The organism is Streptomyces sp. CA-146814, assembly GCF_050942385.1.
In the GTDB taxonomy this organism is placed as follows: domain Bacteria; phylum Actinomycetota; class Actinomycetes; order Streptomycetales; family Streptomycetaceae; genus Streptomyces.
This window is the reverse complement of the sequence record NZ_CP192068.1, coordinates 6523705-6544935: the sequence shown is the minus strand read 5'-3', so window position 1 is coordinate 6544935 and position 21231 is coordinate 6523705. Positions and strand designations below refer to the sequence as shown.

At 72.1% G+C, this 21231-nt stretch carries 15 protein-coding genes; 3 read left to right on the top strand and 12 right to left on the bottom strand.

What is annotated here, in order from left to right; translation table 11 throughout:
- Window positions 1-130: 130 nt before the first annotated feature.
- The 4 genes from ACQP09_RS29035 to ACQP09_RS29020 all read right to left on the bottom strand — a co-directional run bounded on the left by ACQP09_RS29035 (window position 131) and on the right by ACQP09_RS29020 (window position 4898).
- A complete protein-coding gene (locus ACQP09_RS29035; protein ID WP_433404939.1) occupies window positions 131-1309 on the bottom strand; it encodes an acyl-CoA dehydrogenase family protein in 1179 nt (392 codons plus the stop codon).
- A 258-nt stretch (window positions 1310-1567) separates the two neighbouring features.
- On the bottom strand, window positions 1568-2413 hold the full coding sequence (locus tag ACQP09_RS29030; RefSeq protein ID WP_433404937.1) for an AfsR/SARP family transcriptional regulator: 846 nt from the start codon (window positions 2411-2413) through the stop codon (window positions 1568-1570).
- A 310-nt stretch (window positions 2414-2723) separates the two neighbouring features.
- A complete protein-coding gene (locus ACQP09_RS29025) occupies window positions 2724-3881 on the bottom strand; it encodes an IS701 family transposase (protein WP_433406795.1) in 1158 nt (385 codons plus the stop codon).
- Window positions 3882-4241: 360 nt separating this feature from the next.
- Window positions 4242-4898 (bottom strand): ScbR family autoregulator-binding transcription factor, encoded by a 657-nt coding sequence (locus tag ACQP09_RS29020; RefSeq protein ID WP_433404934.1) that lies wholly within the window; start codon window positions 4896-4898, stop codon window positions 4242-4244.
- 166 nt (window positions 4899-5064) lie between these two features.
- On the opposite strand from ACQP09_RS29020, the gene ACQP09_RS29015 reads away from it, so the two are divergent.
- Window positions 5065-5925, top strand: a complete 861-nt coding sequence (locus tag ACQP09_RS29015; RefSeq protein ID WP_433404931.1) for a ScbA/BarX family gamma-butyrolactone biosynthesis protein — start codon at window positions 5065-5067, stop codon at window positions 5923-5925.
- Between the two features lie 55 nt (window positions 5926-5980).
- On the opposite strand, the gene ACQP09_RS29010 is transcribed toward ACQP09_RS29015, so the two are convergent.
- From ACQP09_RS29010 to ACQP09_RS28975, 8 genes are all read right to left on the bottom strand, one after another.
- The gene (locus ACQP09_RS29010) at window positions 5981-6745 is read right to left on the bottom strand and encodes an SDR family NAD(P)-dependent oxidoreductase (protein ID WP_433404929.1); all 765 of its coding nucleotides are present in this window, start codon (window positions 6743-6745) and stop codon (window positions 5981-5983) included.
- 21 nt (window positions 6746-6766) lie between these two features.
- Complete coding sequence (locus ACQP09_RS29005) at window positions 6767-7264, bottom strand: hypothetical protein (protein WP_433404926.1); 498 nt, start codon at window positions 7262-7264, stop codon at window positions 6767-6769.
- On the bottom strand, window positions 7261-7797 hold the full coding sequence (locus ACQP09_RS29000) for a flavin reductase family protein (RefSeq protein WP_433404923.1): 537 nt from the start codon (window positions 7795-7797) through the stop codon (window positions 7261-7263). Before ACQP09_RS29000 ends, ACQP09_RS29005 begins: the two co-directional genes overlap by 4 nt.
- 100 nt (window positions 7798-7897) lie before the next feature.
- Window positions 7898-9208, bottom strand: coding sequence for a methylmalonyl-CoA mutase family protein (locus tag ACQP09_RS28995; protein WP_433404920.1), 1311 nt, complete (start codon window positions 9206-9208; stop codon window positions 7898-7900).
- 102 nt (window positions 9209-9310) lie between these two features.
- Window positions 9311-11527 (bottom strand): BTAD domain-containing putative transcriptional regulator, encoded by a 2217-nt coding sequence (locus tag ACQP09_RS28990; protein ID WP_433404918.1) that lies wholly within the window; start codon window positions 11525-11527, stop codon window positions 9311-9313.
- Window positions 11528-11717: 190 nt separating this feature from the next.
- Entirely contained in the window at window positions 11718-13304 is a 1587-nt protein-coding gene (locus ACQP09_RS28985) for an aspartate aminotransferase family protein (protein ID WP_433404915.1), read from the bottom strand.
- Between the two features lie 166 nt (window positions 13305-13470).
- Entirely contained in the window at window positions 13471-15042 is a 1572-nt protein-coding gene (locus ACQP09_RS28980) for an aspartate aminotransferase family protein (protein WP_433404913.1), read from the bottom strand.
- Between the two features lie 265 nt (window positions 15043-15307).
- A complete protein-coding gene (locus tag ACQP09_RS28975) occupies window positions 15308-18583 on the bottom strand; it encodes a BTAD domain-containing putative transcriptional regulator (RefSeq protein WP_433404910.1) in 3276 nt (1091 codons plus the stop codon).
- A 139-nt stretch (window positions 18584-18722) separates the two neighbouring features.
- On the opposite strand from ACQP09_RS28975, the gene ACQP09_RS28970 reads away from it, so the two are divergent.
- Window positions 18723-19310 (top strand): NADPH-dependent FMN reductase, encoded by a 588-nt coding sequence (locus ACQP09_RS28970; protein ID WP_432151817.1) that lies wholly within the window; start codon window positions 18723-18725, stop codon window positions 19308-19310.
- 96 nt (window positions 19311-19406) lie between these two features.
- Window positions 19407-21041, top strand: a complete 1635-nt coding sequence (locus ACQP09_RS28965; RefSeq protein ID WP_433404907.1) for an MFS transporter — start codon at window positions 19407-19409, stop codon at window positions 21039-21041.
- Window positions 21042-21231: the final 190 nt, after the last annotated feature.

Sequence of the window (21231 nt, the reverse complement as noted above, 5' to 3'; positions counted from 1 at the left end):
GGGAGCGGGGCTTGGTGCCGTGCATCGCAAGGCGGAGGAGGGAGTCAACGCGGAGCGTTGGTGACCGACGACAACGCCGCGAGGAGCGGTGCCAAGCCCCGCGAGCCCGGCCTGATCGGCCAAGCACCCCCTACAGCAGGGGCGTCTCGGGGTCGAGGCCGAGCAGGACCCGTCCGTGCAGTTCGAGGTTGGTGCTGAGCAGCAGGAAGCCGTGGAGGGAGAAGCCCTCGACGTCGCGGAAGAAGCGCTGCAGCGGGACGCTCCGCTGGATGACCGAGGCGCCGCTGGTCCGGTAGAGGATCTCGACGGCTTCCTTGGCGAGCTGTACGGCGTAGGCGCCCTGGCCGCGGATGGCGGCCTTCTCCTCCAGGGTCGGCTGCTCACCGGCGTCGGCGCGGTCCTGGAGGACCTTCAGCCAGCCGGCCTCCAGCCCCTTCGCGGCGGCGATCTTGTTGGCCGCCTCGGCCACGTTGATCTGGGTCAGCGGGTGGAGCGCCTGGTTCTCCCAGGAGGTGTAGGCGATGGCCCGGCCCGGGATGCGGTCCAGGAAGAGTTCCAGCGCGCCCTGGGCGGTGCCGAGGAAGGTCGCCACGGTCTCGGCCATGATGAAGGCGAAGAGCCCGTAATTACGGCCGCTGGCACCGGTGTTGGAGCGGTCCGGGGTGACGTTCCAGATCGCCTCGCCGAAGTCGACGACGCGGTGCGCGGGGACGAAGACGTCCTTGGCCGTGCTGGTCGAGCTGCCGGTGCCGGAGGCGGAGGAGGTGTGCCAGTCGTCGGCGATGGTGAACTCGGACATCGGCACGATCGCGATGACCTCGGTGTGCGTACCGTCGGGGCCTTCCAGGACGGTGGCGGCGATGTTCCAGTCGGCGCCGCGGCAGCCGGTGTTGAAGCGCCAGGAGCCGTTGAGGACGTAACCGCCGTCGGTCGGCGTGAGCGAGCCGGTGGGGGTGAAGCCGCCGGAGACGCGTACGGAGGGGTCGGCGAAGATCTCCTCCTGGGCGCGGTCGGAGAAGAGGGTGGCCAGCCAGGTGCTGGAGACCCACACCGAGGCGACCCAGCCGGTGGAGGGACAGCCGCGGGCGATCTCGGCCAGGATCTCGGTCTGTTCGGCGACCGGCAGGTCGAGCCCGCCGAACCGGCTCGGGGTGGCGATGCGGAACACACCGCTCTTCTCCAGCAGGTCGATGTTCTCCTGCGGGATCCAGCGCTGTTCCTCGGCCTGTCGGCCGTTCTCGCGGAGCTTGGGAACGATGTCCTGGACGGCGTTCACGACGGCGTTGGCGTCGAAGGCTGCGGTGGTCACCACGTCTCCTTGTTCTGGTCCGGGTTGTGAGGTCGCGACGGGGTGCCGCGCAGGGGCGCGGGTCGCTGCCGGGGCGTCGCGGAGGGCCGGCGGCACGGCGTCGGCCGGCGCCCTGGAGGGGTCCTGGTGGGCGCTTTCGCGTCACCGGAGGGGGTATGGGAGCACGCTAGCGGGGTGTCCCGAACCGGCTGCGCATCGTGCGGTAACGGGCCGCCCACTGCCGTTGCGTGGCTGGTGGGCGACGGTGGCGAGGGCCGGTCAGCCGGCGATCGCGGTGGGGGCCACGGGCGCGATGACGGCGCCCGGGCGGCGGTCGGTGCGCCACCGCAGGGGCACGGGCGCCTCGGGGCCGGACTGGCCGAGGATCTGCGACTGGAGCCGCTGCAGTTCCGGCGAGGGTACGAGGCCCAGTTCGCGTTTGAGGATGCGGTAGAGGTTCTGGTACGCCTCCAGCGCCTCGGCCCGGCGGCCGGAGCGGTGGAGCGCGGTGATGAGCTGTCCGTGCAGCCACTCGTGGAGCGGGTGGTTGCTGACGAGTGACCGCAGCTCCGGGAGGAACTCCCGGTGCCTGCCGAGCCGGAGCTCGGTCTCGGCGCGCAACTCCAGGGCTCGGATGCGGAGTTCGTCGATCCGCGCCACCTGGCCGAGCAGGACCTCCCCGACCGGTACGTTGCTGAGCGCGGCGCCGCGCCACAGGGCCAGGGCCTCCTTCAGCCCCTCCGCCGCACGCTGCGGGTCGCCGCCGTCGAGGCGCGCCTGGGCCTGCTGGACCAGACGCTCGAAGCGGCAGACGTCCACCTCCTCGTCCGCGACGTCGAGGCGGTAGCCGGGAGCCTGGGTGACCAGCAACTCCCTTTCCACCGGGACGATCCCCAGGCCGCCGAGCATCCGGCGCGCGTGGTAGATGTGCGTCTGCAGCGTTCTGGCCGCGCCCGCCGGGGCCTCCTGACCCCAGAGCTCCTTCACCAGGGTGCCCATCGCCACCGGCTCGCGGGGGCGCAGGGCGAGGACCGCCAGAAGCTGACAGAGCTTGGGTGCGTTGGGAGCGAAGGTCTCGCCCTCGTCGGTGACTATGCCGAAAGGTCCGATGAGACTGAACTGCACTACGCACACTCCTGTTTCCTGGCCGGTTCCCGGCGCGCATCGAGGGGGGCTGGTGTGGCGTATCGAAGGTAGAAAGAAATGGCGGCGCGCGGGGCGGCCAGGCCCCGGGAATGTCAAGTTACCGGACGGTAAGTAGGTTCGTGCTAGGGCCTTCCGCTTGGATCAGGCCGGATCAGGGAGCGGGGGCCGGTACGTGCAGCCGCAAGGCGGAGGAGGGAGTCACCGCGGAGCATCGGCGACTGACGACAACGCGGCAGATGCGCGTGCCGGACCCCGCGAGCCCGGCCTGATCCAAACGAGAGACCCCAGGTCAGTCGGCACCCGAGGTGCGCATCGGCCAGGCGGCGATGCAGTGGGCGACCGACGCCAGGGTGACGTGCCGGTGCCATCCTTGGTACGACCGGCCGGCGAAGTCGGTCATCCCCACACTCTCCGAGATCGCGTCGAAGTCCCGCTTCACCACGGCCGGGAGGCGGGTGAGCGCCAGTACCTGCGCCAGTGCGGAGGGCGGCGATCCGGTCAGCCAGAGCCTGCCGCCGGCGCGGCCGTCCCCGGCCCACTCGCCGACCAGGAACAGTCCGGCGCCGCCCGGTATCGCGGACCGGTTCCGGCCGACGACGGGGATGGCCGCGGCCGGCGTGGGGCCGTCGCCGAGGTTCACCGCCCGCCGGAGGTGGGTCAGGGTCTTCACCAGCTCGCCGGCGGTGCGCTCACGCCCTCCGTACAGCGGCAACCTGCCCGGATCCAGGCGCAGTTGCTCCATGGGATCGACCCGTACGAGGAAGGGCAGCCCGAGAGCGGCCAGGTGGCGGGCCAGCCCGACGGAGTCGGCCAGCTCCGCGTCGACGACGACCGGGATACGGGGCACCTCCCGGGTCTCCACCACGTCGTCCACCGCTCCGCGGACACAGGCGTCCAGGTCGGCGGCGGCCGCACCCTCCGGGATACCGGCCTGCCGTCGCGAACGGGCCTCCATCCAGCGCTCGGAGAGGAGCAGACGCCAGCCGACGGGCAGGGCCGAGCGGTCCGAGGCGAGCCAGACCCCCGCCGCCTGCTGGCCGTTGACGGCCTGGCCGAGCCGCGGGTCGTAGTGCTCGTCGACACCGATCGTGCTGTTGCCCGCCTTGGGGATCATCGTCGGCCGGATCACCCAGGCGAGCGGTGAGAACGCCTCGTGCACACACCGCGCCAGGACCCGGCGCACCGGCATCCACTCCCACGGCGAGGAGGCGATGAAGTGGTGGACGCTCTGCTGCGCCGCCTCTCCGCCGAACTGCGCGGCCACATTGCGCAGCGTCTTGCGTCCCGGCCGCATGAGCAGGCCGCAGACGTACTGCTCCGCCTTGTAGCGCTGCTCCTTGCGGCGCAAGGACGCGAACAGCAGCGAGGAGAACTCGCCGCAGAACTGTTCGGATGTCGGAGGCGTCAGAGTGCCCGCGACGCCCGAATGAGAAGCTTTCCCGCCCATGTCATCCCCCCGCATGTGGACGGCGACCGCAGCCACGGCCGCACTTCGGTCTCCTGTCGGCCCCACCCCCGCCAGGGAAGAGACCTGTTGTCCGGTTTTTAACGACCTCTCCCCGCCTTCGATCCGCCGCGACGGCCTGCCGGAAACCCTCCTGACGGAGGGACAGGTCCACGAACTCGCCGGGCCGGACACGGAGTGAGAGGCAGAGACCGCCTCGAAAACCGGACGCTAGGCATCTTAGGCAAAGCCACCCTCGCGTCCACCCCCAAATGCACCGTCGCCCGTTCGGGCGGACACGGTGACCACCCGGGACCAGCCGATGGCTGATAAGAAACCGTCAACCGGTCCGGTTTCCGTACGTCATTCGGCTCCCACGCCGTGGACGGCGGAAGGGTCCATCGCCGCCAGAAGGCGTTCGGCCCGGTACGGCGACGTGTCCAGACGGGCGAGCACCCCGCTCGTGGCGACGCTCGGCAGGATGAGCTCGTACAGGCTGGAGATCTCCTCCGGCAGGGTGCAGTCGGGCATCACCTCGGTGATCAGCAGGACGCCGGTCCATGCGCCCACGAGCAGGCGCGATGTCTCCGCGGTGTCGACATGCGGCAGCAACTCCCCCTTCTCCTTGGCCTCGTCGAGCAGCCGCTGGCCCACCGTCACCCAGTCCGGCCACCGGGTGCCGAACAGACCGCGCGACAGCGGATCGACCGAGAGCCGCACCGAGGCCTGCAACAACGGCTCGCGGGGTACCCGATGGGCGAGGAGGAGGGCGATGTCCACCCATTCCTGCAGCTTGAAGGCCTGCGGCTGAAGTCCTTCCAGCGTCACGGCCTCGTCCAGGACGGCGCGGGCCAGCTGCTCCTTGGTCGCGAAGTGGAAGTAGAGGCCGCCACGCGTGAGTTCGACCCGCTCCAGCAACGCACCGATGGTCGCCGCCTCGTACCCCACCTCGTTGAAGAGCTCGGAGGCCGCCACCAGGACGGATCTCCGGGTGCGTATCGCGCGTTCCTGCTTCGCCATGCGTGCCTCCATACGAAATCTTGACCAGTGCTTTAAGTCACATTTACTCGGGGTTGAAACCGACCGGAGGGCCGGTACTTTACAAGCCCAACTCACGAGCTCCGCGCATGGACCTGGGGGAACCTTGCACAAGCGATGTGAACGTCATCGGCCTGCCCTGGACCGGATGGACCAGCTCCGCGCCTACACCCACCTGCACCACAGCCCGTCGATCCTCGTCACCGACTGGGACCGGGTCTCCGAGCACCGCGTCGACCTCACCACCCACTGGCCCTCGGGCCACGAGAAGTGGCCTTACGATCCACGGCTGTTGACGCAGACCATCAGACAGACCGGACTGCTCGTCGGGCACGCCGAGCGGAACGTACCGCTCACCCACCAGACCCTGCTCCATCATCTCAACTTCACCGTCCGGCCAGGCTTCCGGCTGCCGCACGGCGCGTGCGCGCGGATGGACGTCGAGGTCACGCTGACCGACGGCGCGGGCCGCAGGCCGGCCGGCAAGAACCTGGCCCTGGACTTCCGCATCTCGCATCAGGGCGAGACCGTGGCGCGCGCGGACTCCGTCTTCGGCTGGGTGTCACCGGCCGCCTACCGGCGCCTGCGCGGTGACCACCTGACCGTCGACTGGGGCCGGTGGCCGGTGCCGCCGCCCGTGGAACCGGCCGTCGTCGGCCGGCCTTCCGCCGCCGACGTGATGCTCTCGGCCACGGACGAGCCGCGGCGCTGGCAGGTGCGGAACGACGCGGAGAACCTGCTGCTCTTCGACCACCCGGTCGACCATGTCCCCGGCCTCACCTTGCTGGAGGCCGCGCAGCAGGCGGCGCACGCGACGGTGATCCCAGGAACGTTCGAGCCCACCGGGGTCGCGGTCGTCTACCAGCAGTACGTCGAGTTCGACCGGCCCAGCTGGATCGTGGCCGACACCCCTGCCGTCCTGCCGGGCGGCGAGGTCTCGCTCGTCGTCACCGGTGTGCAGGACGACCGGGAAGCCTTCCGCGCCACGTTCACCGGCCGGGTGGGATGACCGGGGTCCGGAGTGACGGGGGCCGCCCGTCACTCCGGACCCGGCAGGACACAGGTCACTGGTTGACGAACCCGCCGTCCACCGGGACCACGGCACCGGTGAGGAAGGGACAGCGGTCGCTCAGCAGCCAGGCCGCCGCCTGCGCGATCTCCTCCGGGTCCGCCGTCCTCGCCTGCGGCGTCAGGGAGTTGACGTGGTCCTCCAGGCCGGGGTTGCGGTCGAACCAGTCCGCGGTGATCTCGCTGCGCGTGGTCCCGGGAGCGACGGCGTTGACCCGGATGCCCTGCTTGGCGTACTCGTCCGCCGCGGCGCGGGTGAAGCCGACGACCGCGTGCTTGGAGGCGATGTACGGCGCCGCGGCGGGAATGGCCACCAGCCCGGCGACACTGCTGTTGTTGACGATGGAGCCGCCGCCGTTCGGCAGCATGGCCGCTATCTCGTGGCGCAGACAGTTCCACACGCCACGGACATTGATGTCCATGACGGAGTCGTACACATCGTCCTGCATGAGATGGAGAGGAGTGCGGTCGCCGCCTCTTCCCGCATTGTTGAAAGCGGAATCGAGACGTCCGTATTCACTCATGACGAAATCCACCGCCGCCGCGACCTGTTCCGCGTCGGTGATGTCGGTGACGACGTACGAGGCTTCCGAACCCTTGCTCCGCAATTCGTCGGTCAACGCCGACAGATGATCCTTTCTGCGTGCCGCGAGGACGACGGTGGCGCCTTCCCGGGAGAAGACACGCGCGGCCGCCGCACCGATTCCGCTGCTCGCGCCCGTGATGAGGACGACTTTTCCGAGAAGGAGGTCACTGGTCATGGACCGGATTCTGACAGAAACTCACCCGGACAATCCTGTGATCCAGGTCACGTGCGTTTTTTCGGCGGTATCCGGAATCAAGGGTTCGCGTACCGCCTCCCCCATCGCCCGCAGCACGTCGACCGGCTTCCGGTCCGGCCGCCCGGACCACGCCGGCTCCATGAGCAGCAGCGCGGCGCACTCCAGGAGCACGGCGGGGACCAGCGCCTCGAGACGGGCGGGCAGCGGCAGGGCCGGACTGATCGGGTCCGCCGGTCCGGCGGGGGCGAGGGCTCTGGCGAGGATGTGGCGGGCGCGGCGGTGGAGGACGGCCAGCAGAGCGGCGTCCGTACGCTCCTGCGCGCCGAGCGCCGTCGGCAGAGAGGCCTCGAAGCGTCGCATCACCGCGGCGGCGAACGGGTCGCGCGGACCGTCGCCGTCCGGTGCGGTACGGCGGCGCGTGTGCACCACCGACCGGTTGAGGCCCTCGTTGAGGGCTTCCATGAACCACTGGCCGATGGCGGCCTCCGGGACGTTCATGACCCGTCGGCGGACCCGGTCCCCTGGAACGCCCCGTCGAAGAAGAGCAGTCCGGGTCCTTCGGGGCTCCTGCTCGCGTTGACCACCTCTCCGAGGAATATCGAGTGGTCACCGGATTCATGGATCTCGGCCAGTTCGCATTCCAGCCAGGCGAGCGCACCGCGCAGCAGAGGCGCCTCGCTGACGGCGCCCTTCTCCCAGTCGAGCCGGTCGAACTGTTCCGGCCCGAGAGGACGTCGTTTGTCGGCGAAATAGCGGGCCAGATCCTCCTGGTCCGCACCGAGTACGGATACGGCGAACCGCTTCTGCGACGTCAGCGCCTGGTGCATCACCGCACTGCGGGCGATACAGCACAGCACGGTCGGCGGGTCGAGCGATACGGAGGTGAAAGCGTTGGCGGTCATTCCGTGGATATCGTCGCCGCCGACACTCAGCACGATGACGCCGGTGGCGAAACGCGCCATCGATTCCCGCAAGGATGACGGTGCCATCGAGATTCGGTTGGCAATCTTGTCACTGGATACAGAAATCATGCCGAACCCTTCAGGAGATTGGTGATCCGAACATAGGGCGGAGAAATCCCTGACCACTCATTTACGGGTAACCCCCCGCCCAGCGGCCCGGGAAGCCCGCTCAGCCGCCGGCGGACGGATGCCGGCCCCAGACCTCGCGCAGCGCGTCGCAGACCTCGCCGACGGTGGCGCCCGCGGCCAGGGCTTCCTTCATCGGGTGGAGGACGTTGCCGTGCCCGGCGGCATCGGTCCGCAGCCGGTCCAGACCCGTCGTCACGCGCCGCCCGTCGCGCCAGGCGCGCAACTTGGCGAGGCGCTCGGTCTGCCGGGCCGCGACGGCGGGGTCGACGGACCGGCCCACGCCCGGCCCGGCCGGCCGGGACCGAACGGCCTCCTTACGCCAGAAGCCGCCCTCGATCGCGGCCACCGCTCCCCCGGCTTCCGCGATCTCGCGGAGCAGCGCGCGGGCGGCCGACTCGATGTCGCGGGCCATCGACTCGACGATGTCCGGGCCGCCGCACGCATCAACCCAGGCGGGCCGCAGCTCCGCGCCGCGCCGCCGCGTCCGCCGGAGCGGTGGCGCGGCGGCAGGGCGTGACCCCGGCAGCTCCGTCGCCGTCCCGGTCCAGATCCGGCGTGCGGCCCGTACCGCGGCGGCCTCCTCGACGAGCGTGGAGCGCGCCGCGAAGGAGAAGGAGAGCCGGGACGCGGCCACGTCCGCCGGAGTGCCCGCCGCCACGGCGGCACGTACATACGCGGCCCCGTTCGCCACCATGAACGCGACCTCACCGGCCGCCGAGGCGCCGGCGGCCGCCGCCGGCGCTCCGGAGACCGAGATCGCCGTCCACCGGGGGAGGGCCGATCCGCTGTACGCCAGGGTGTCGGCGACGAGCCGGAGCGAGGGGCCGGGCGGGAAGATGGCGCCGCCGTCGCGGTACTCCCCCAGGATGTCGTTGCCCATCGCGCCGCACAGGCGCTCTGCGGCCACGCCCTGTTCCTCCGCTGTCAGTTGGAGGAGCAGCACGAGGACGGCGGCCGGTGCGCCGGCCGCCAGGTAGGTCGACACGCGGTCCAGCGGGACTCCGCCGAAGAGGACCCGCATGTCGTCCAGCGAGTCGACCGCGACACCGCCGCCGCCCACCTGCCCGCGCGCCTGAGGGGCATCCGAGTCGTGCCCGCGCCGGGTCGGCGGATCGAAGGCGACCGCCAGCTCACGGACGCCGTCGGCGACCAGCCGCCGGTGCCGCGCCCCGGCCTCCACGGGCGACCCGGACCCGGTGGGGCCGCGGGCCGCCCATGCCCGTCCCCGCGAGGCCGGCGCGGGCACGCCCGGCAGGAGCGGGGGCAGTCGGGCCCCGACGGGGTGGGCCCGGCGACCCGCACCACGTGGCTCCCGGGCCGTCGCGGCCGGTGGCTCCGTCTCGTACCCCATCTGTCCACCTCCTGCTCGGCTGTGCATGGGCTCGTCGCCCGGGTCGGACGTACGAGGACGTACGGGACGTACGCGATGTACGGCCGGCCTTCCCGTCGCCCCTCAGGGCGCCGGCGGCCCGCTGACGCTCGCGGTCCGCTCGCGGGCCGCCGTGCGCAGGAACTCCACCAGCTGCCTGCTGGTCGTCGTCTCCTCCGTGCGGCCCAGCGTCACGGTGGTCGCGTGGCTCCTGCCGCCGGCCCAGGCCGGGCGGCGCAGCAGCAGTTCGGGGCCGGCGGACGCGACGACGAACAGCGGGGCCGAGGCGCCGGACTCGGCCAGCTCCTCGACGATGTCCAGCACGTCCGAACCCGCGCGGTGCAGGTCGTCGATGCACAGCACGACCGGGAGGTGCTGCGCCGCCGCCTGGAAGAAGTCCCGCCAGGCCGCCAGGATCTGCGGAGCCGGTACGTCGGCGGGTGCCGTCCCGGACCGGGCGTCCAGCAAGGGGCTCAGGCCGGCCAGCACCCGTGAGCCGCTGCGCTCGGAGCGGAAGAGGTGGCGGACCCGGGTGGTGAGGGCGGACCGGGCGGAGTGGGGTCCGTCGCCGGGGCGGATGGAGCAGTAGGCCGCCAGGATCTGTGCCTGCGCCTTCAGCGGGTGGTCGGTGGGAGCGGCCGGGGTACGGCCCGTCAGTACGGTGACCGGGCCGGGCCGGGCGGCCAGCCGGGCCCCGAACTCCCGGAGCAGGCGGCTCTTGCCGGAGCCGGATTCGCCGAGCACCGTGACCAGGTGCGGGATCTCCCGGTCCTGGCTGCGCTTGACCAGCCCGCAGAGGAGGTCCAGTTCGTACGCCGTACCGGGGTCCTCCGCGCCCGCCTCCTGTTCGCCCGTCCGGCGGCCGACCGCGAGCCAGGCGGCGGGCCGGCCCTCGGCCCGCCGGTAGTCGACGGCGTTCTCGGTCGCGCTCCGCACCTCCTCGCCGACCAGGACGTGGCCGTCGGGCAGGCCGGCCAGCAGCGACTGCGACTCGTCCAGCACCGCGCCGACGGCCGTGGGCGCGGCGCCCCGGCCCGAGTGGCGGAGCAGCACCTCGCCCGTCACCGCCGCGGCCTGCACCGACAGCGGCGGCCGGTCCGGCTCGGACCCGCACGGCACGTCCAGTACGTCGCGGATCGCGAGTGCCGCCGCCACGGCCTGCCCGGCACCGCCCTCGTCCGGACCGTCCAGCCCGAACAGGGCCTGGGTGAGCGAGCCCATGGAGGCGGTCACCGTGCCTCCGTACCGTTCGATCTGCTCCCTGACCACGGTGGCGGCCGCGTCCAGGAGGGTGTCGACGCAGCCGTCCAGGGGTGTGGTGAGACGGGTGCGGACGGACAGGACGCTCACCAGGCTGCGCTGGATGCCCGGCGCAGCCTCCTCGTTCCGCCGGGTGGCCTCCGCGGCCGGGACGGCGGCCTCGGCGCGAGCCGCCTCCGTTGCGGCGGGAGCGGCTTCGGACGTACGCGGCTCCGCCTCCCGTATCCGCACCGCCTGCGGGCGGGCCGAAGGCGTCGGCAAGGGGCTCGCGTCCAAGGACAGCAGAGGGTCCTGGGTGAGGATCGCCCGCTGCAACTGCTGGAGCTGCTGGCCCGGTTCGAGCCCCAGGTTCTCGATCAGGAGCGACCGTACGCGGCTGAAGGCGCTCAGCGCGTCCGCCTGGCGGCCGCAGCGGTACAGTGCCATCATCAGCTGGCCGCACGACCGCTCGCGCAGCGGCTCGGCCGCCACCATGGACTCCAGCTCCGCGAGCACGGCGTGGTGCCGGCCGCACAGGAGCTGGGCGTCGAAGTAGTCCTCCGTGACGTCCAGCCGGGTCTTGCGGAGCGAGTCGAGCTCCGGCCAGTCGATACCGGCCTCGACCAGGTCCGCCAGCGCGGAGCCGCGCCAGAGGTCCAGGGCGTCGCGCAGCAGGACCGCCGCCTCGGCCGGGGCGCCCTGGTCCCGCTTCTCCCGGCCCTGGCCGACCCACTGGTGGAACCGGTGCAGGTCGACCTCGTCGGGCGTCACGCGCATCATGTAGCCGGGCGGGCGGGTCAGCAGCATCGCGTCGGCTGCGGCGTCCTGCGGTGCGGGTGCGAGGACTCCGCGGAGCCCGTACACGGCGTTCTGGAGGATCTTCCGCGCGGTCGTCGGCGCGTTCTCGTCCGGCCAGAGCGCGTTGAGCAGGCGGCTGGTGGGGACCACGCGGTTCGCCTGGAGGAGCAGGAAGCCCAGGGTGCCGCGCTGTTTGGTGCCTCTCAGCTCCACCGGCTCCCCGTCGCGGAGAACTTCCAGTGGTCCCAGTACCCGAAATTCCATGTCTCCCCCATCCGAACGCTTCCGACGGCCCGGCGGCGGTGACGCGGCGGTGAAGGCCGCGTGTGCTGCCTGCCAGGTTCGGCCACCATGCTGCTGCGCCGTGGTCCAACCGCTCACAAAGCTGGGACAAGGCGGCCCGGAACAGATCGTTCCGGACCGCCTCGGGGTGAAGCCACAAGCCGCCTGGGGCTCAGCCGCCGAAGAAGCGCGCCTCGTCGCCGTCGCGCAGGACGGAGCAGACGTCCCGCAGCCCCGTCTCCAGCTGTGCGATCTCCTCGTCCGTCAGCTGGACGGAGGGCTCCAGGCGCAGCGTGTTGACCGCGCTGCCGGTCGGGAAGAGGCGCACGGAGTGGGCGCGCAGCAGGTAGCCGGCGACGGCGTAGCCGAGGAAGCCGGAGCGGGCCAGATCCTGGATGTTCCCGGTGGCGGAGTCCGACCGGTCCTGGAACTCCACGCCCAGCATCAGCCCGGCGCCGCGTACCTCCTTCAGTACGTCGGGGAAGTCGGCCCGCACCGCGTCGATCCGGGTGCGCAGGGCCTGTCCGCGCTCCGCCACGGTGCGGTAGAGCCGCCCGCCGTCGGCCTCCAGCAGCTCCAGCGTCCTGAGGGCGATCTGGCTGGAGAACGCGTCCTTGGCGAAGGTCGAGCTGTGGACCAGCTCGAACTCCTTGCGGTAGCGGGAGGCGCGGATCAGTGCCACGGAGGTCTTGGCGACGCCGCCGCCCAGGCTCTTGGCCAGCGTGTAGTAGTCGCCGCGCAGGCCGATGAGCGAGCTGGCGAGGAAGGCGCCGGAGCGGCCCATGCCGCTCTGGATCTCGTCGACGATCACCGGGCAGTCAATGGCGTCGCAGGCCTCCCTGACCACCTCGGCGAACTCGCGGGTGAGGACGTTGATCCCGCCCTCGCCCTGGATCGGTTCCAGGACGAAGGCGCAGAAGACCGGGTACTCGCGCTCGACCACGGTGATCCGGCCGTCCGCGACGGCCAGGTCGAGCAGGACCCGCCGCTCGGCGTCGATGGTCTTGCGGATGGCGTCGGGCTGGTCGAGGGGGATGAAGCGGGCCTGCGCGGCGAGCGCCTTGAACGGGACGCGGAAGCCCTCGTTGTGGGTGAGCTGGACGCTGCCGACGAGCTTGCCGTGGAAGGCGCCTTCGGGTGCGAGGAAGAGCGGGGCCTCGGAGAGCCGCAGCGCGTTGAACCGGCCGACGTCCGCGATGAGTTCCTCGACGTCGCGGGCCGGGTCGCCGGAGGCGCCGGTGCCGAACCGCGCGTGGGCCGTGTCCGCCGGCACCGCGAGCCCCTCCCGTACCTGGGACCGTGCGTACGCGAGGTGCTCGTCGATCTCCTGGCTCAGCGCCGCCACCTTGAGCGAGCGGTCCAGCTCGGCGTGTTTGACCGCCGCCTCGACCGCTTCGGCGCCGCTGTTGGCGAAGATCGCGAAGTACTGCTCGTCGTCGCCGAGTTCGCGGCGCAGTACGGTGTTGAGCGCGGCGGCCAGCCGGTTGGCGTGCGGGGCCCGGGAGAACTGGGCGTGGATGGGGAGCTGGGCGCTGAGCAGCTCCTGGGCGCGGGCGACGATCTCGGGGTGGTTGTGGCCGAGGATGAGCGAGCCGAAGCCGCCGACGAAGTCGAGGACGGGGATCTCGCGGCCCTCCTCGTCGAGCCGGTGGAGCGTGCTGCCCTCGGCCCTGACGTACTCGACGTCGAGGCCGACGGCGGCCAGGACCTCGGCGAGGTGCGGTTCGGCGAGTCCGGCTTCGGGGGCTGCGGTGTTCATGTCGACTCCCTGATGTTCGCGGGACGCTGACGCCCCGGCGGTTCGGTTGCGGTGCGGGTGCGCGCCCGAAGCGGCGCACGACGGAGCAGGGGCACGGCCGTCCGTCGCCGGTCGGCCGTGCCCCTGTCGCTCGGCTGGGGGTGGTGGGGTTCTCCGCCCCGGCGGATCAGGCGCCGCCGAAGCCCTCCTCGTCCTGGCGGCGCAGGACCTCTGCCACGGCGCGCAGGGCCGTCTCCAGCTGGGCGATGTCCTCGTCGCTGACGTAGATGGACGGCTCGAACCGGAAGGTGTGCAGGGCGCTCGCCGTGGTGAACGTGCGGATGCCGTGGTTGCGCAGGAGGTAGCCGGCGACGGCGAACCCGATCATGCCGTGCTGGGTCTGCTCGCGGATGACCTCGGAGGTGGCCTCGGACTGGTCGTGGAACTCCAGGCCGAGCATCAGGCCGGCGCCGCGCACCTCCTTGACGACGTCGGGGAAGTCGTCGCGGACCGCTTCGAGCGCCGAGCGCAGCTTGTTGCCCCGCTCCTCGGCGGCGCGGTAGGCCTGTCCGCCGTCGGCCTCCAGCAGCTCGACCACCTTGAGGGCGATGAGCGAGGAGATGCTGTCCTTGCCGAAGGTGGAGCTGTGGATGGTCTCGAAGCCGTGCTGGTAGCGGCCCTCGCGGACCAGCACCACACCGGTCTTGGAGATGCCGCCGGCCAGGCTCTTGGCCAGGATGATGTAGTCGCCGCGCAGGCCGATGTGCGAGGCGGCGAAGAAGGCGCCGGAGCGGCCGCTGCCGCTCTGGATCTCGTCGGAGACGACCGGGCAGCCGAGTTCGGCGGAGACCTGCTGGATCGTGCGGGCGAACTCCGCGCTGAGCGGCCGGATGCCGGCCTCGCCGCGGATCGGCTCCAGGAAGAAGGCGCCGAAGACCGGGAAGTCCCGCTCGACGACGGTGACCGTGCCGCCGTCGGTGACGAGGTCGAGCACCGGGACCCGCTCGTCGCTGACGATCTTGGCGAGCGCGTCGGGCTGGTCGGCGGGGACGAACCGGGCCTGCGCGGAGAGCGACTTGAACGGCGTACGGAACATCTCGTTGTGCGTGAGCTGGATGCTGCTCGCCAGCTTGCCGTGGAAGGAGCCCTCGATGGTGAGGAAGAGCGGCTGGGTGGCGGAGGCCGCCTCGTTGCGGCGCTCGATCTCCGCGACCAGCTCGTCGAAGCCGGTGCCCGCCGCGACGCCGGCCTGACCGTAGGCGTCGGCCGACACCTGCGCGGCGCCCGAGGCAACGGCGGTACGGGCGGTGTCGATGTTGGCCGCCACACCGGCGAGCAGCGCCTTGGCACGCTCCAGGCGGTCGTACTCCGCGTGCTTGATGGCGATCTCGACGGCCTCGGCGCCGGAGTTGCCGAAGAGCGCGAAGTAGGGCTCGTCCGTGTTCAGTTCGCGCTGGATGATCTTGTTGAGCGCGGTCGCGAGGTCGTTGGTGTGCGAGTGCCGGGCCAGCTGCGTGTGGACCGGGATCTGCGAGTCGAGGATCTCCTTGGCCCGCCGGGCGATCTCGGGGTTGTTGTGGCCGAGCATGAGGGAGCCGAAGCCGCAGGCGTAGTCCACGACCCGGCGCTCACGGCCCTCGGCGTCGGTGTAGTGGAGAGCGTTGCCCTCGGCCCGGGTGTACTCGATGTCGAGCCCGAACGGAGAGAGCATCTGTCGCACATTGGCGTCGGCGAGCACGGGCGCGGCGACTTCAGTCATTTCGTCCCCAGATTTCGTTCGATGTCGGTTCGGTGGACCAGCCGGCGGCCGAGAACGGCGCCGGTGACGGGCCGCGCACGCTGCCCGTGGTGGTGGCGGCTCCGGTCGCGGGCGGACACCGCACGAGACGGCGGGGCCGGTGCCTGCCGATGGGACGTCCCGGAAGCCTCTACGAGGCCGGAGCGTGTCCCGATCCGCCGGACACACCCTAGGGACGGCCTCTCATCGGCCGGTCACTGAACGGTCTGCGGGAAGGCGGCGGGCTTCAGTCGCCGGCCGCGGCGAGGGCCTGCTCCGGGGTGAGCGTGGAGCCGCGGCGGTACGCGGCCTGGTAGGCGTCCTCGTCGAGGTGGAGCCGTACGGCCGCCGCGATGCGGTCGACGTCGCCGCGCTCGGCCTTCGGCAGCGGCATGCCGACCGATGCGCGGGCCGCTTCGGCCGCGCCGAGCAGCAGCGCCGCGTACGCCGGCCGTCCGGCCAGGGCGTGGGCTCCGGCCAGTCCTTCGAGCGCGAGCGCCATGGCGCGGGCGTCGCCGGTGTTACGGGCGGAGGTCCAGCCGTCCAGGTGGAGGCGCAGGGCGCTCTCCGCGTCGCCGCGCTGTTCGGCGATGAAGCCGAGCTCGGCCAGGACCAGGGCGCGGCCGGGCTCGAAGGCCATGCTGGACTGCCACTCCAGCGCGTGGAGCATGTGGACCTCGGCGGTGTCGAACCGGCCCTCGCGGCGGGCGCCGAGGCCGAGGCCGATCTCGGCGTGGATCTCGCCCGGTTTGAAGCTGTGTTCGGCCGCCAGGCGCATCGCCCGCTGGTGGTAGTCGCGCGCCTTCTCGTGGTCGCCGGTGAGCATGGCGGTGCTGCCGAGGCCGGTGAGCCGGTCGGCGGCCTCGGGCCAGAGTCCGAGGTCCTCGGCCATCCGCAGCCCCTCCTGGTGGAGTTGGGCGGCGCGCTCGTAGTCGCCGGCCATCTCGGCCAGTGAGGCGAGCGGCTCGACAGTCTGCAACTGGCCCCATCCGTCGGCCAGTTCGGTGAAGAGTTCGGCGCTGCGGTGGCCGTCGCGCGCCAACCGGTCCAGATCACCGCGGACATGGGCCTGGTTGGCCCGTACGCTCAGTGCCGCGGCGGTGCCCCAGGTCTCGCCGAGCGCCTGGAACCCTTCCAGGGCCTCCTCGATGAGCTCCTCGCTGGTGGCCTGGTCGCCGACGCCGAAGAGCGCGAAGCCGAAGAACCACTGGGCCCTGGCCCGCTCACGCCGGTCGGTGATGTCGCGGGAGAGCTCCTCGGCGACCCGGCGGTACCGCATCCGCTCGGTGCCTTCGCCGACGAGGACGGCGAACCCGGCCCGCCACGCCCGCGCCTGGGCCCGCAGCGACGCCGCCGCCGGGTCCTGGCCGGAGTCGGTGTCGCCGGGCCCGGCCACGGCCAGTGCCGCCTCCAGGGACCGGCCCGCCTCACGGAGCCTGCCGCGCAGGAACCAGTACCAGGTCAGCGCGTTGACCAGGCGGAGGGCCTCCTCGGCTCCGCCGTGCCGGGCCGCGTCCTCCAGCACCCGGCGGATGTTGGCGGTCTCGGCGTCCAGCGCGCGGAGCCGGCGCCGCTGGTCGGGCCCGTGGATCGTCAGGGCCGTGCGCTCGGCCAGCTCCGTGTAGTACCAGCGGTGGCGGCGGTGCACCTCGTCGCTCTCGCCTGCCTCGTCCAGCCGGGCCAGCCCGTACTGGGCGACGGACTCCAGGAGCCGGTAGCGGGGCTCGTCGCCGCTGTCGGCCATCACGACCAGCGAGCGGTCCACCAGCCGGGCCAGCAGGTCCAGGACGTCGTCCGCGTCCGCGCCCGGTCCGGCGCAGACGGCCTCCGCCGCCTCCAGCGTGCACCCCTCGGCGTGCACGGCGAGGCGGCGCAGGACGGCGCGCTCGGGTGCGCCGAGCAGGTCCCAGCTCCAGTCGATCATCGCCCGGAGGGTCTGCTGGCGCGGCGGTGCGCCGCGGTAGCCGGTGGCGAGGAGGCGGAAGCGGTCGTCGAGCCGGGTGACCAGGCCCCGTACACCGAGAGCGCGGACCCGGGTGGCGGCCAGTTCGAGAGCGAGCGGGATGCCGTCGAGCCGGCGGCAGATCACCGCCACGTCCCGGGCGTTGGCCGCGTCGAGCGCGAAGCCGGGTGAGGCGGCGGCCGCGCGGGCGACGAACAGTTCGACGGCGCTGGAGCGGGCCGCGTCCTCGAACCCGGCCTCCAGGGCGGCCTCGGGCACGTCCAGCGGCGGCACGGCCCAGACCACCTCGCCGAGCGCGCCGAAGGGCTCCTGGCTGGTGGCCAGGATGCGCAGGCCCGGTGCGCGCTTGAGCAACAGGGCCGCCAGTTCGGCGACGGCGTCGACGATGTGCTCGCAGTTGTCCAGGAGCAGCAGGAGGCTCTTGCCCGCGAGGGCCTCGGCGAGGCTGGTGGCGGGTGAGGAGGGTCCGGGCACGCCGGGGGTGGCGGTCGCCGCGTCCTCCCGGATGCCGAGCACGGTCATGACGGCCTCCGCCACCGGGTCCACCGCGTTCGCGCTGCCGGTGCGGCCGAGCGCGGCCAGCTCGACCAGCCAGGCGCCGTCCGGGAAGCCGTCGGCGAGCTGGGCGGCGGTCTCCAGCGCGAGGCGGGTCTTGCCGACGCCTCCGGAGCCGGTCAGCGTGACATGGCGGGCGGTGGTGAGCAGGCCCTTGACCTCGGCCACCGCGTCGCCGCGGCCGACCAGTTCGGTGAGCGGTGCGGGCAGGTTGGTGGCCGGGCGGCGCGGCGGGGCCGGGGCGGCGGGGGTGGTGAGCTGGGTGTCCTGTTCCAGCATCGCCTGGTGGAGGGCGGTGAGTTCGGGGCCGGGGTCCAGGCCGAGTTCATCGGCGAGCCGGGTCCGCAGCTCCTGGTAGCCGGCGAGGGCCTCGCCGGCCCGCCCGGCGGCGTACAGCGCGCGCATGTGGAGGGCGCGGAGCCGCTCCCGCAGCGGATGGCGTACGACGAGTTCGGTCAGCTCGCCCGCCACCTCGAAGTGTTCGCCGAGGTCGATCCGGGCCTCGGCCAGCTCCTCGGAGGCGGAGAGGCGGGCCTCCTCCAGGCGGGTGATGACCGGGCGGGCGAAGTCGGCGTCCTCGAACCCGGAGAACGGGGCGCCGCGCCACAGGCCGAGCGCCTCGGTCAGCAGGGCCACGCGCGCGCGGGGGGTGTCGGCGGCCCTGGCCCGTACCACCAGGGCCTGGAACCGGCCCATGTCGACGCTGCCGGCCTCCGTACGCAGCAGATACCCGTCGTCGCGCAGGGTCAGCAGCTCGCGGCCGCCGCTCTCCGCGTCGCCGAACACCTTCCGCAGCTGCCAGACCTTGGTCTGGAGCGCGGCGCCGGGGTTGCCGGGCAGCTCGCGCTCGCCCCACACCTCGTCGACGAGCCGGTCCGCCGAGACCGGGTGGCCCTCGTGGGAGAGGAGAGCGGCGAGGAGCGTCCTGGTCTTGACGCCGGGCACGGTGAGCAGGCTGCCGTCCGCCTTCCACACGGCCAGTGGCCCCAGTACCCCGAATCGCATGGGCGCCACCGTAACGCAGCGCCGCAGGGTGTGGGGAGCCGGTCGTGAGCGGGTGGTGAGCCGGTCGTGAGTGCTCCGCCGCACGCTGGTGCCTGTCCACCACCGTCGGCGGCAGGCCGGCCCAGCGCAGGAGCGTCCGATGTCCGACAACAGCCCTCTGCGGTTGGCGATCATCATCGGCAGCACGCGCCGGGGCCGCTTCGGCCCGACCGTCGCCCGGTGGTTCACCGGACAGGCGCGCCGGCGCCGGGAACTCGACGTCGATCTGATCGACCTGGCCGAGGCCCGGCTGCCCGACACGCTCGGCGACGAGTGCGAGGAGCTGCCCCGGCCGGTGGCCGCGCTGGCTCCACGGCTCGCGGCGGCGGACGCCTTCGTGGTGGTGACCCCGGAGTACAACCGGAGTTTCCCCGCACCGCTCAAGACGGCCATCGACTGGTACCTCGACGAGTGGAAGGCCAAGCCGGTGGCGTTCCTGTCCTACGGCGGGCCCTCGGGCGGTCTGCACGCGGCCGAGCAGCTGCGCAGCGCCTTCACCGAGGTGCACGCCGTGGCCATCCGCGACGGCATCAGCATCCCGAACTACTGGGACGAGTTCGGTGCCGACGGTGAGTGGCCGAAGACGTCCACGAGCTTCGCGGCCTCGGTCAAGGCGACGCTCGACCAGCTCATCTGGTGGGCGCGGCTGCTCCACCACGCCCGGGACGTACAGCCGTACGAATCCTGAGCCCTCGGGGCCTTCCACGGCCCCCTTCTCTCCCCTACTCCCCTGCCCCGGACCAGCCAGGGCGCGGACGATCGACGAACCTTGGAGGGTTCCCCCATGACCACAGAATCCCAGGCCTCCGCGGAGCTGAGGGCCGGGCCACGGGAGTGGCTCGGGCTCTTCGTGCTCACCCTTCCCACGATCCTGCTGGCGCTCGACGCCACCGTGCTGAACCTCGCGGTGCCGTCGATCAGCGCGGACCTCAAGCCCAGCAGCACGCAGCTGCTGTGGAGCGTGGACATCTACGGCTTCATGATCGCCGGCTTCCTGGTGACCATGGGCACGCTCGGTGACCGCATCGGCCGCCGCAAGCTGCTCATGATCGGTGCGCTCGGCTTCGGCATCGCCTCGATCATCGCGGCGAAGGCCACCAGCCCGGAGATGCTGATCGCGGCGCGCGCGCTGCTCGGTATCACCGGTGCCACGCTGATGCCCTCGACGCTGGCGCTGATCAGCAACATGTTCCAGGACGCCCGGCAGCGCGGTGTCGCCATCAGCGTCTGGGTCACCTGCTTCTCCGTCGGTATCGCCGTGGGCCCGGTCCTCGGTGGTGCGCTGCTGGAGTGGTTCTGGTGGGGCTCGGTCTTCCTGCTCGCCGTCCCGGTGATGGTGGTGCTCCTGATCGTCACGCCGATCCTGCTGCCGGAGTACAAGGACCCGGACGCCGGCCGTCTCGACCTGGCGAGCGTCGTGCTCTCCCTGGTCACCGTGCTGCCGGTGATCTACGGCATCAAGCGGCTGGCCGAGCACGGTCCCGGCGTCGTGGCGATCGGCACGCTCCTGGTCGGTCTGCTCTTCGGTGTGGCCTTCGTCCTGCGTCAGCGCAAGCTCGCCGACCCGCTGCTGGACCTGAGCCTCTTCTCCAACCGCGCCTTCAGCACCGCTCTGCTGGTGCTGACCCTCGGCCTCGGTCTGATGGGCGGGCTCTACCTCTTCATCACGCAGTACCTCCAGCTGGTGGAGGGCCTCACGCCGATGAAGGCGGGACTGTGGCTGCTGCCGGCGGCCGGCGCGCTGATCATCGCCTCCTCGCTGACGCCCGCCGTCGCCCAGCGCATCCGTCCCGGCTACGTCGTCGGCGGCTCGCTGTTCCTGTCGGTGCTCGGATACGTCCTGATCACCCTGGCGGACTCCACCGGCGGGCTGCCGCTGCTGGTGATCGGCTTCGTCCTCATCTACACCGGCATCAGCCCGATGATGGTCCTCGGTACGGACCTGGTCGTCGGCTCGGCGCCGCCGGAGCGGGCCGGTTCGGCCGCGGCCATGTCGGAGACCGGCATGGAGTTCGGTATCGCGCTCGGTATCGCCGGTCTCGGCAGTGTCGTCACCGCCGTGTACCGGGAGGACATCGGCGCCGCGCTCTCCTCGGACCTGCCCGCGTCGGCGGCGGACACGGCACGTGACACGCTCGCCGGTGCCGACGCGGTGGCCGGGGAGCTGGGTGGCCCCGCGGGCGCCGAACTGCTGGACGCGGCGCGTGAGGCGTTCACCAGCGGTCTGAACCTCGCGTCCGGCATCGCGGCCGTGATCGTGGCCGGGCTGGCCATCGCGGCCATCGTGCTGCTGCGCCACGTCCCGGCGGGCAAGGACGCCGAGGAGGAGGCCGCCGGCCCGGACGAGACCGACGGGCCGAACGCGGCCACCGGTGCCGCCCTGGCGAACGAGCCCGCCGCCGCGGGCGACAGCCGCTGATCCACCGCACCACCGCACCGAAGCGAAGGCCCGGCCGATCCACTCGGCCGGGCCTTCGCACGTGCGCGCGGGGGCCTGTCCCTCACGTCGTGCAGCGGGAGCTTGTCCCGTACGGCGTACGGCCGGGGCCTGTCCCGTACGGCGCACACGCGGCCCTCTCCCGTGCGTCGCGCAGCCGCGGCCTGTCCCG

Excerpts from the sequence above, each read along its gene's own strand:
- ACQP09_RS29025 (WP_433406795.1), bottom strand. The coding sequence starts at position 3,881 with ATGGGCGGGAAAGCTTCTCATTCGGGCGTCGCGGGCACTCTGACGCCT.
- ACQP09_RS29020 (WP_433404934.1), bottom strand. The coding sequence starts at position 4,898 with ATGGCGAAGCAGGAACGCGCGATACGCACCCGGAGATCCGTCCTGGTG.
- ACQP09_RS29015 (WP_433404931.1), top strand. The coding sequence starts at position 5,065 with ATGGACCAGCTCCGCGCCTACACCCACCTGCACCACAGCCCGTCGATC.
- ACQP09_RS29010 (WP_433404929.1), bottom strand. The coding sequence starts at position 6,745 with ATGACCAGTGACCTCCTTCTCGGAAAAGTCGTCCTCATCACGGGCGCG.
- ACQP09_RS29005 (WP_433404926.1), bottom strand. The coding sequence starts at position 7,264 with ATGAACGTCCCGGAGGCCGCCATCGGCCAGTGGTTCATGGAAGCCCTC.
- ACQP09_RS29000 (WP_433404923.1), bottom strand. The coding sequence starts at position 7,797 with ATGATTTCTGTATCCAGTGACAAGATTGCCAACCGAATCTCGATGGCA.
- ACQP09_RS28995 (WP_433404920.1), bottom strand. The coding sequence starts at position 9,208 with ATGGGGTACGAGACGGAGCCACCGGCCGCGACGGCCCGGGAGCCACGT.
- ACQP09_RS28990 (WP_433404918.1), bottom strand. The coding sequence starts at position 11,527 with ATGGAATTTCGGGTACTGGGACCACTGGAAGTTCTCCGCGACGGGGAG.
- ACQP09_RS28985 (WP_433404915.1), bottom strand. The coding sequence starts at position 13,304 with ATGAACACCGCAGCCCCCGAAGCCGGACTCGCCGAACCGCACCTCGCC.
- ACQP09_RS28980 (WP_433404913.1), bottom strand. The coding sequence starts at position 15,042 with ATGACTGAAGTCGCCGCGCCCGTGCTCGCCGACGCCAATGTGCGACAG.
- ACQP09_RS28975 (WP_433404910.1), bottom strand. The coding sequence starts at position 18,583 with ATGCGATTCGGGGTACTGGGGCCACTGGCCGTGTGGAAGGCGGACGGC.
- ACQP09_RS28970 (WP_432151817.1), top strand. The coding sequence starts at position 18,723 with ATGTCCGACAACAGCCCTCTGCGGTTGGCGATCATCATCGGCAGCACG.
- ACQP09_RS28965 (WP_433404907.1), top strand. The coding sequence starts at position 19,407 with ATGACCACAGAATCCCAGGCCTCCGCGGAGCTGAGGGCCGGGCCACGG.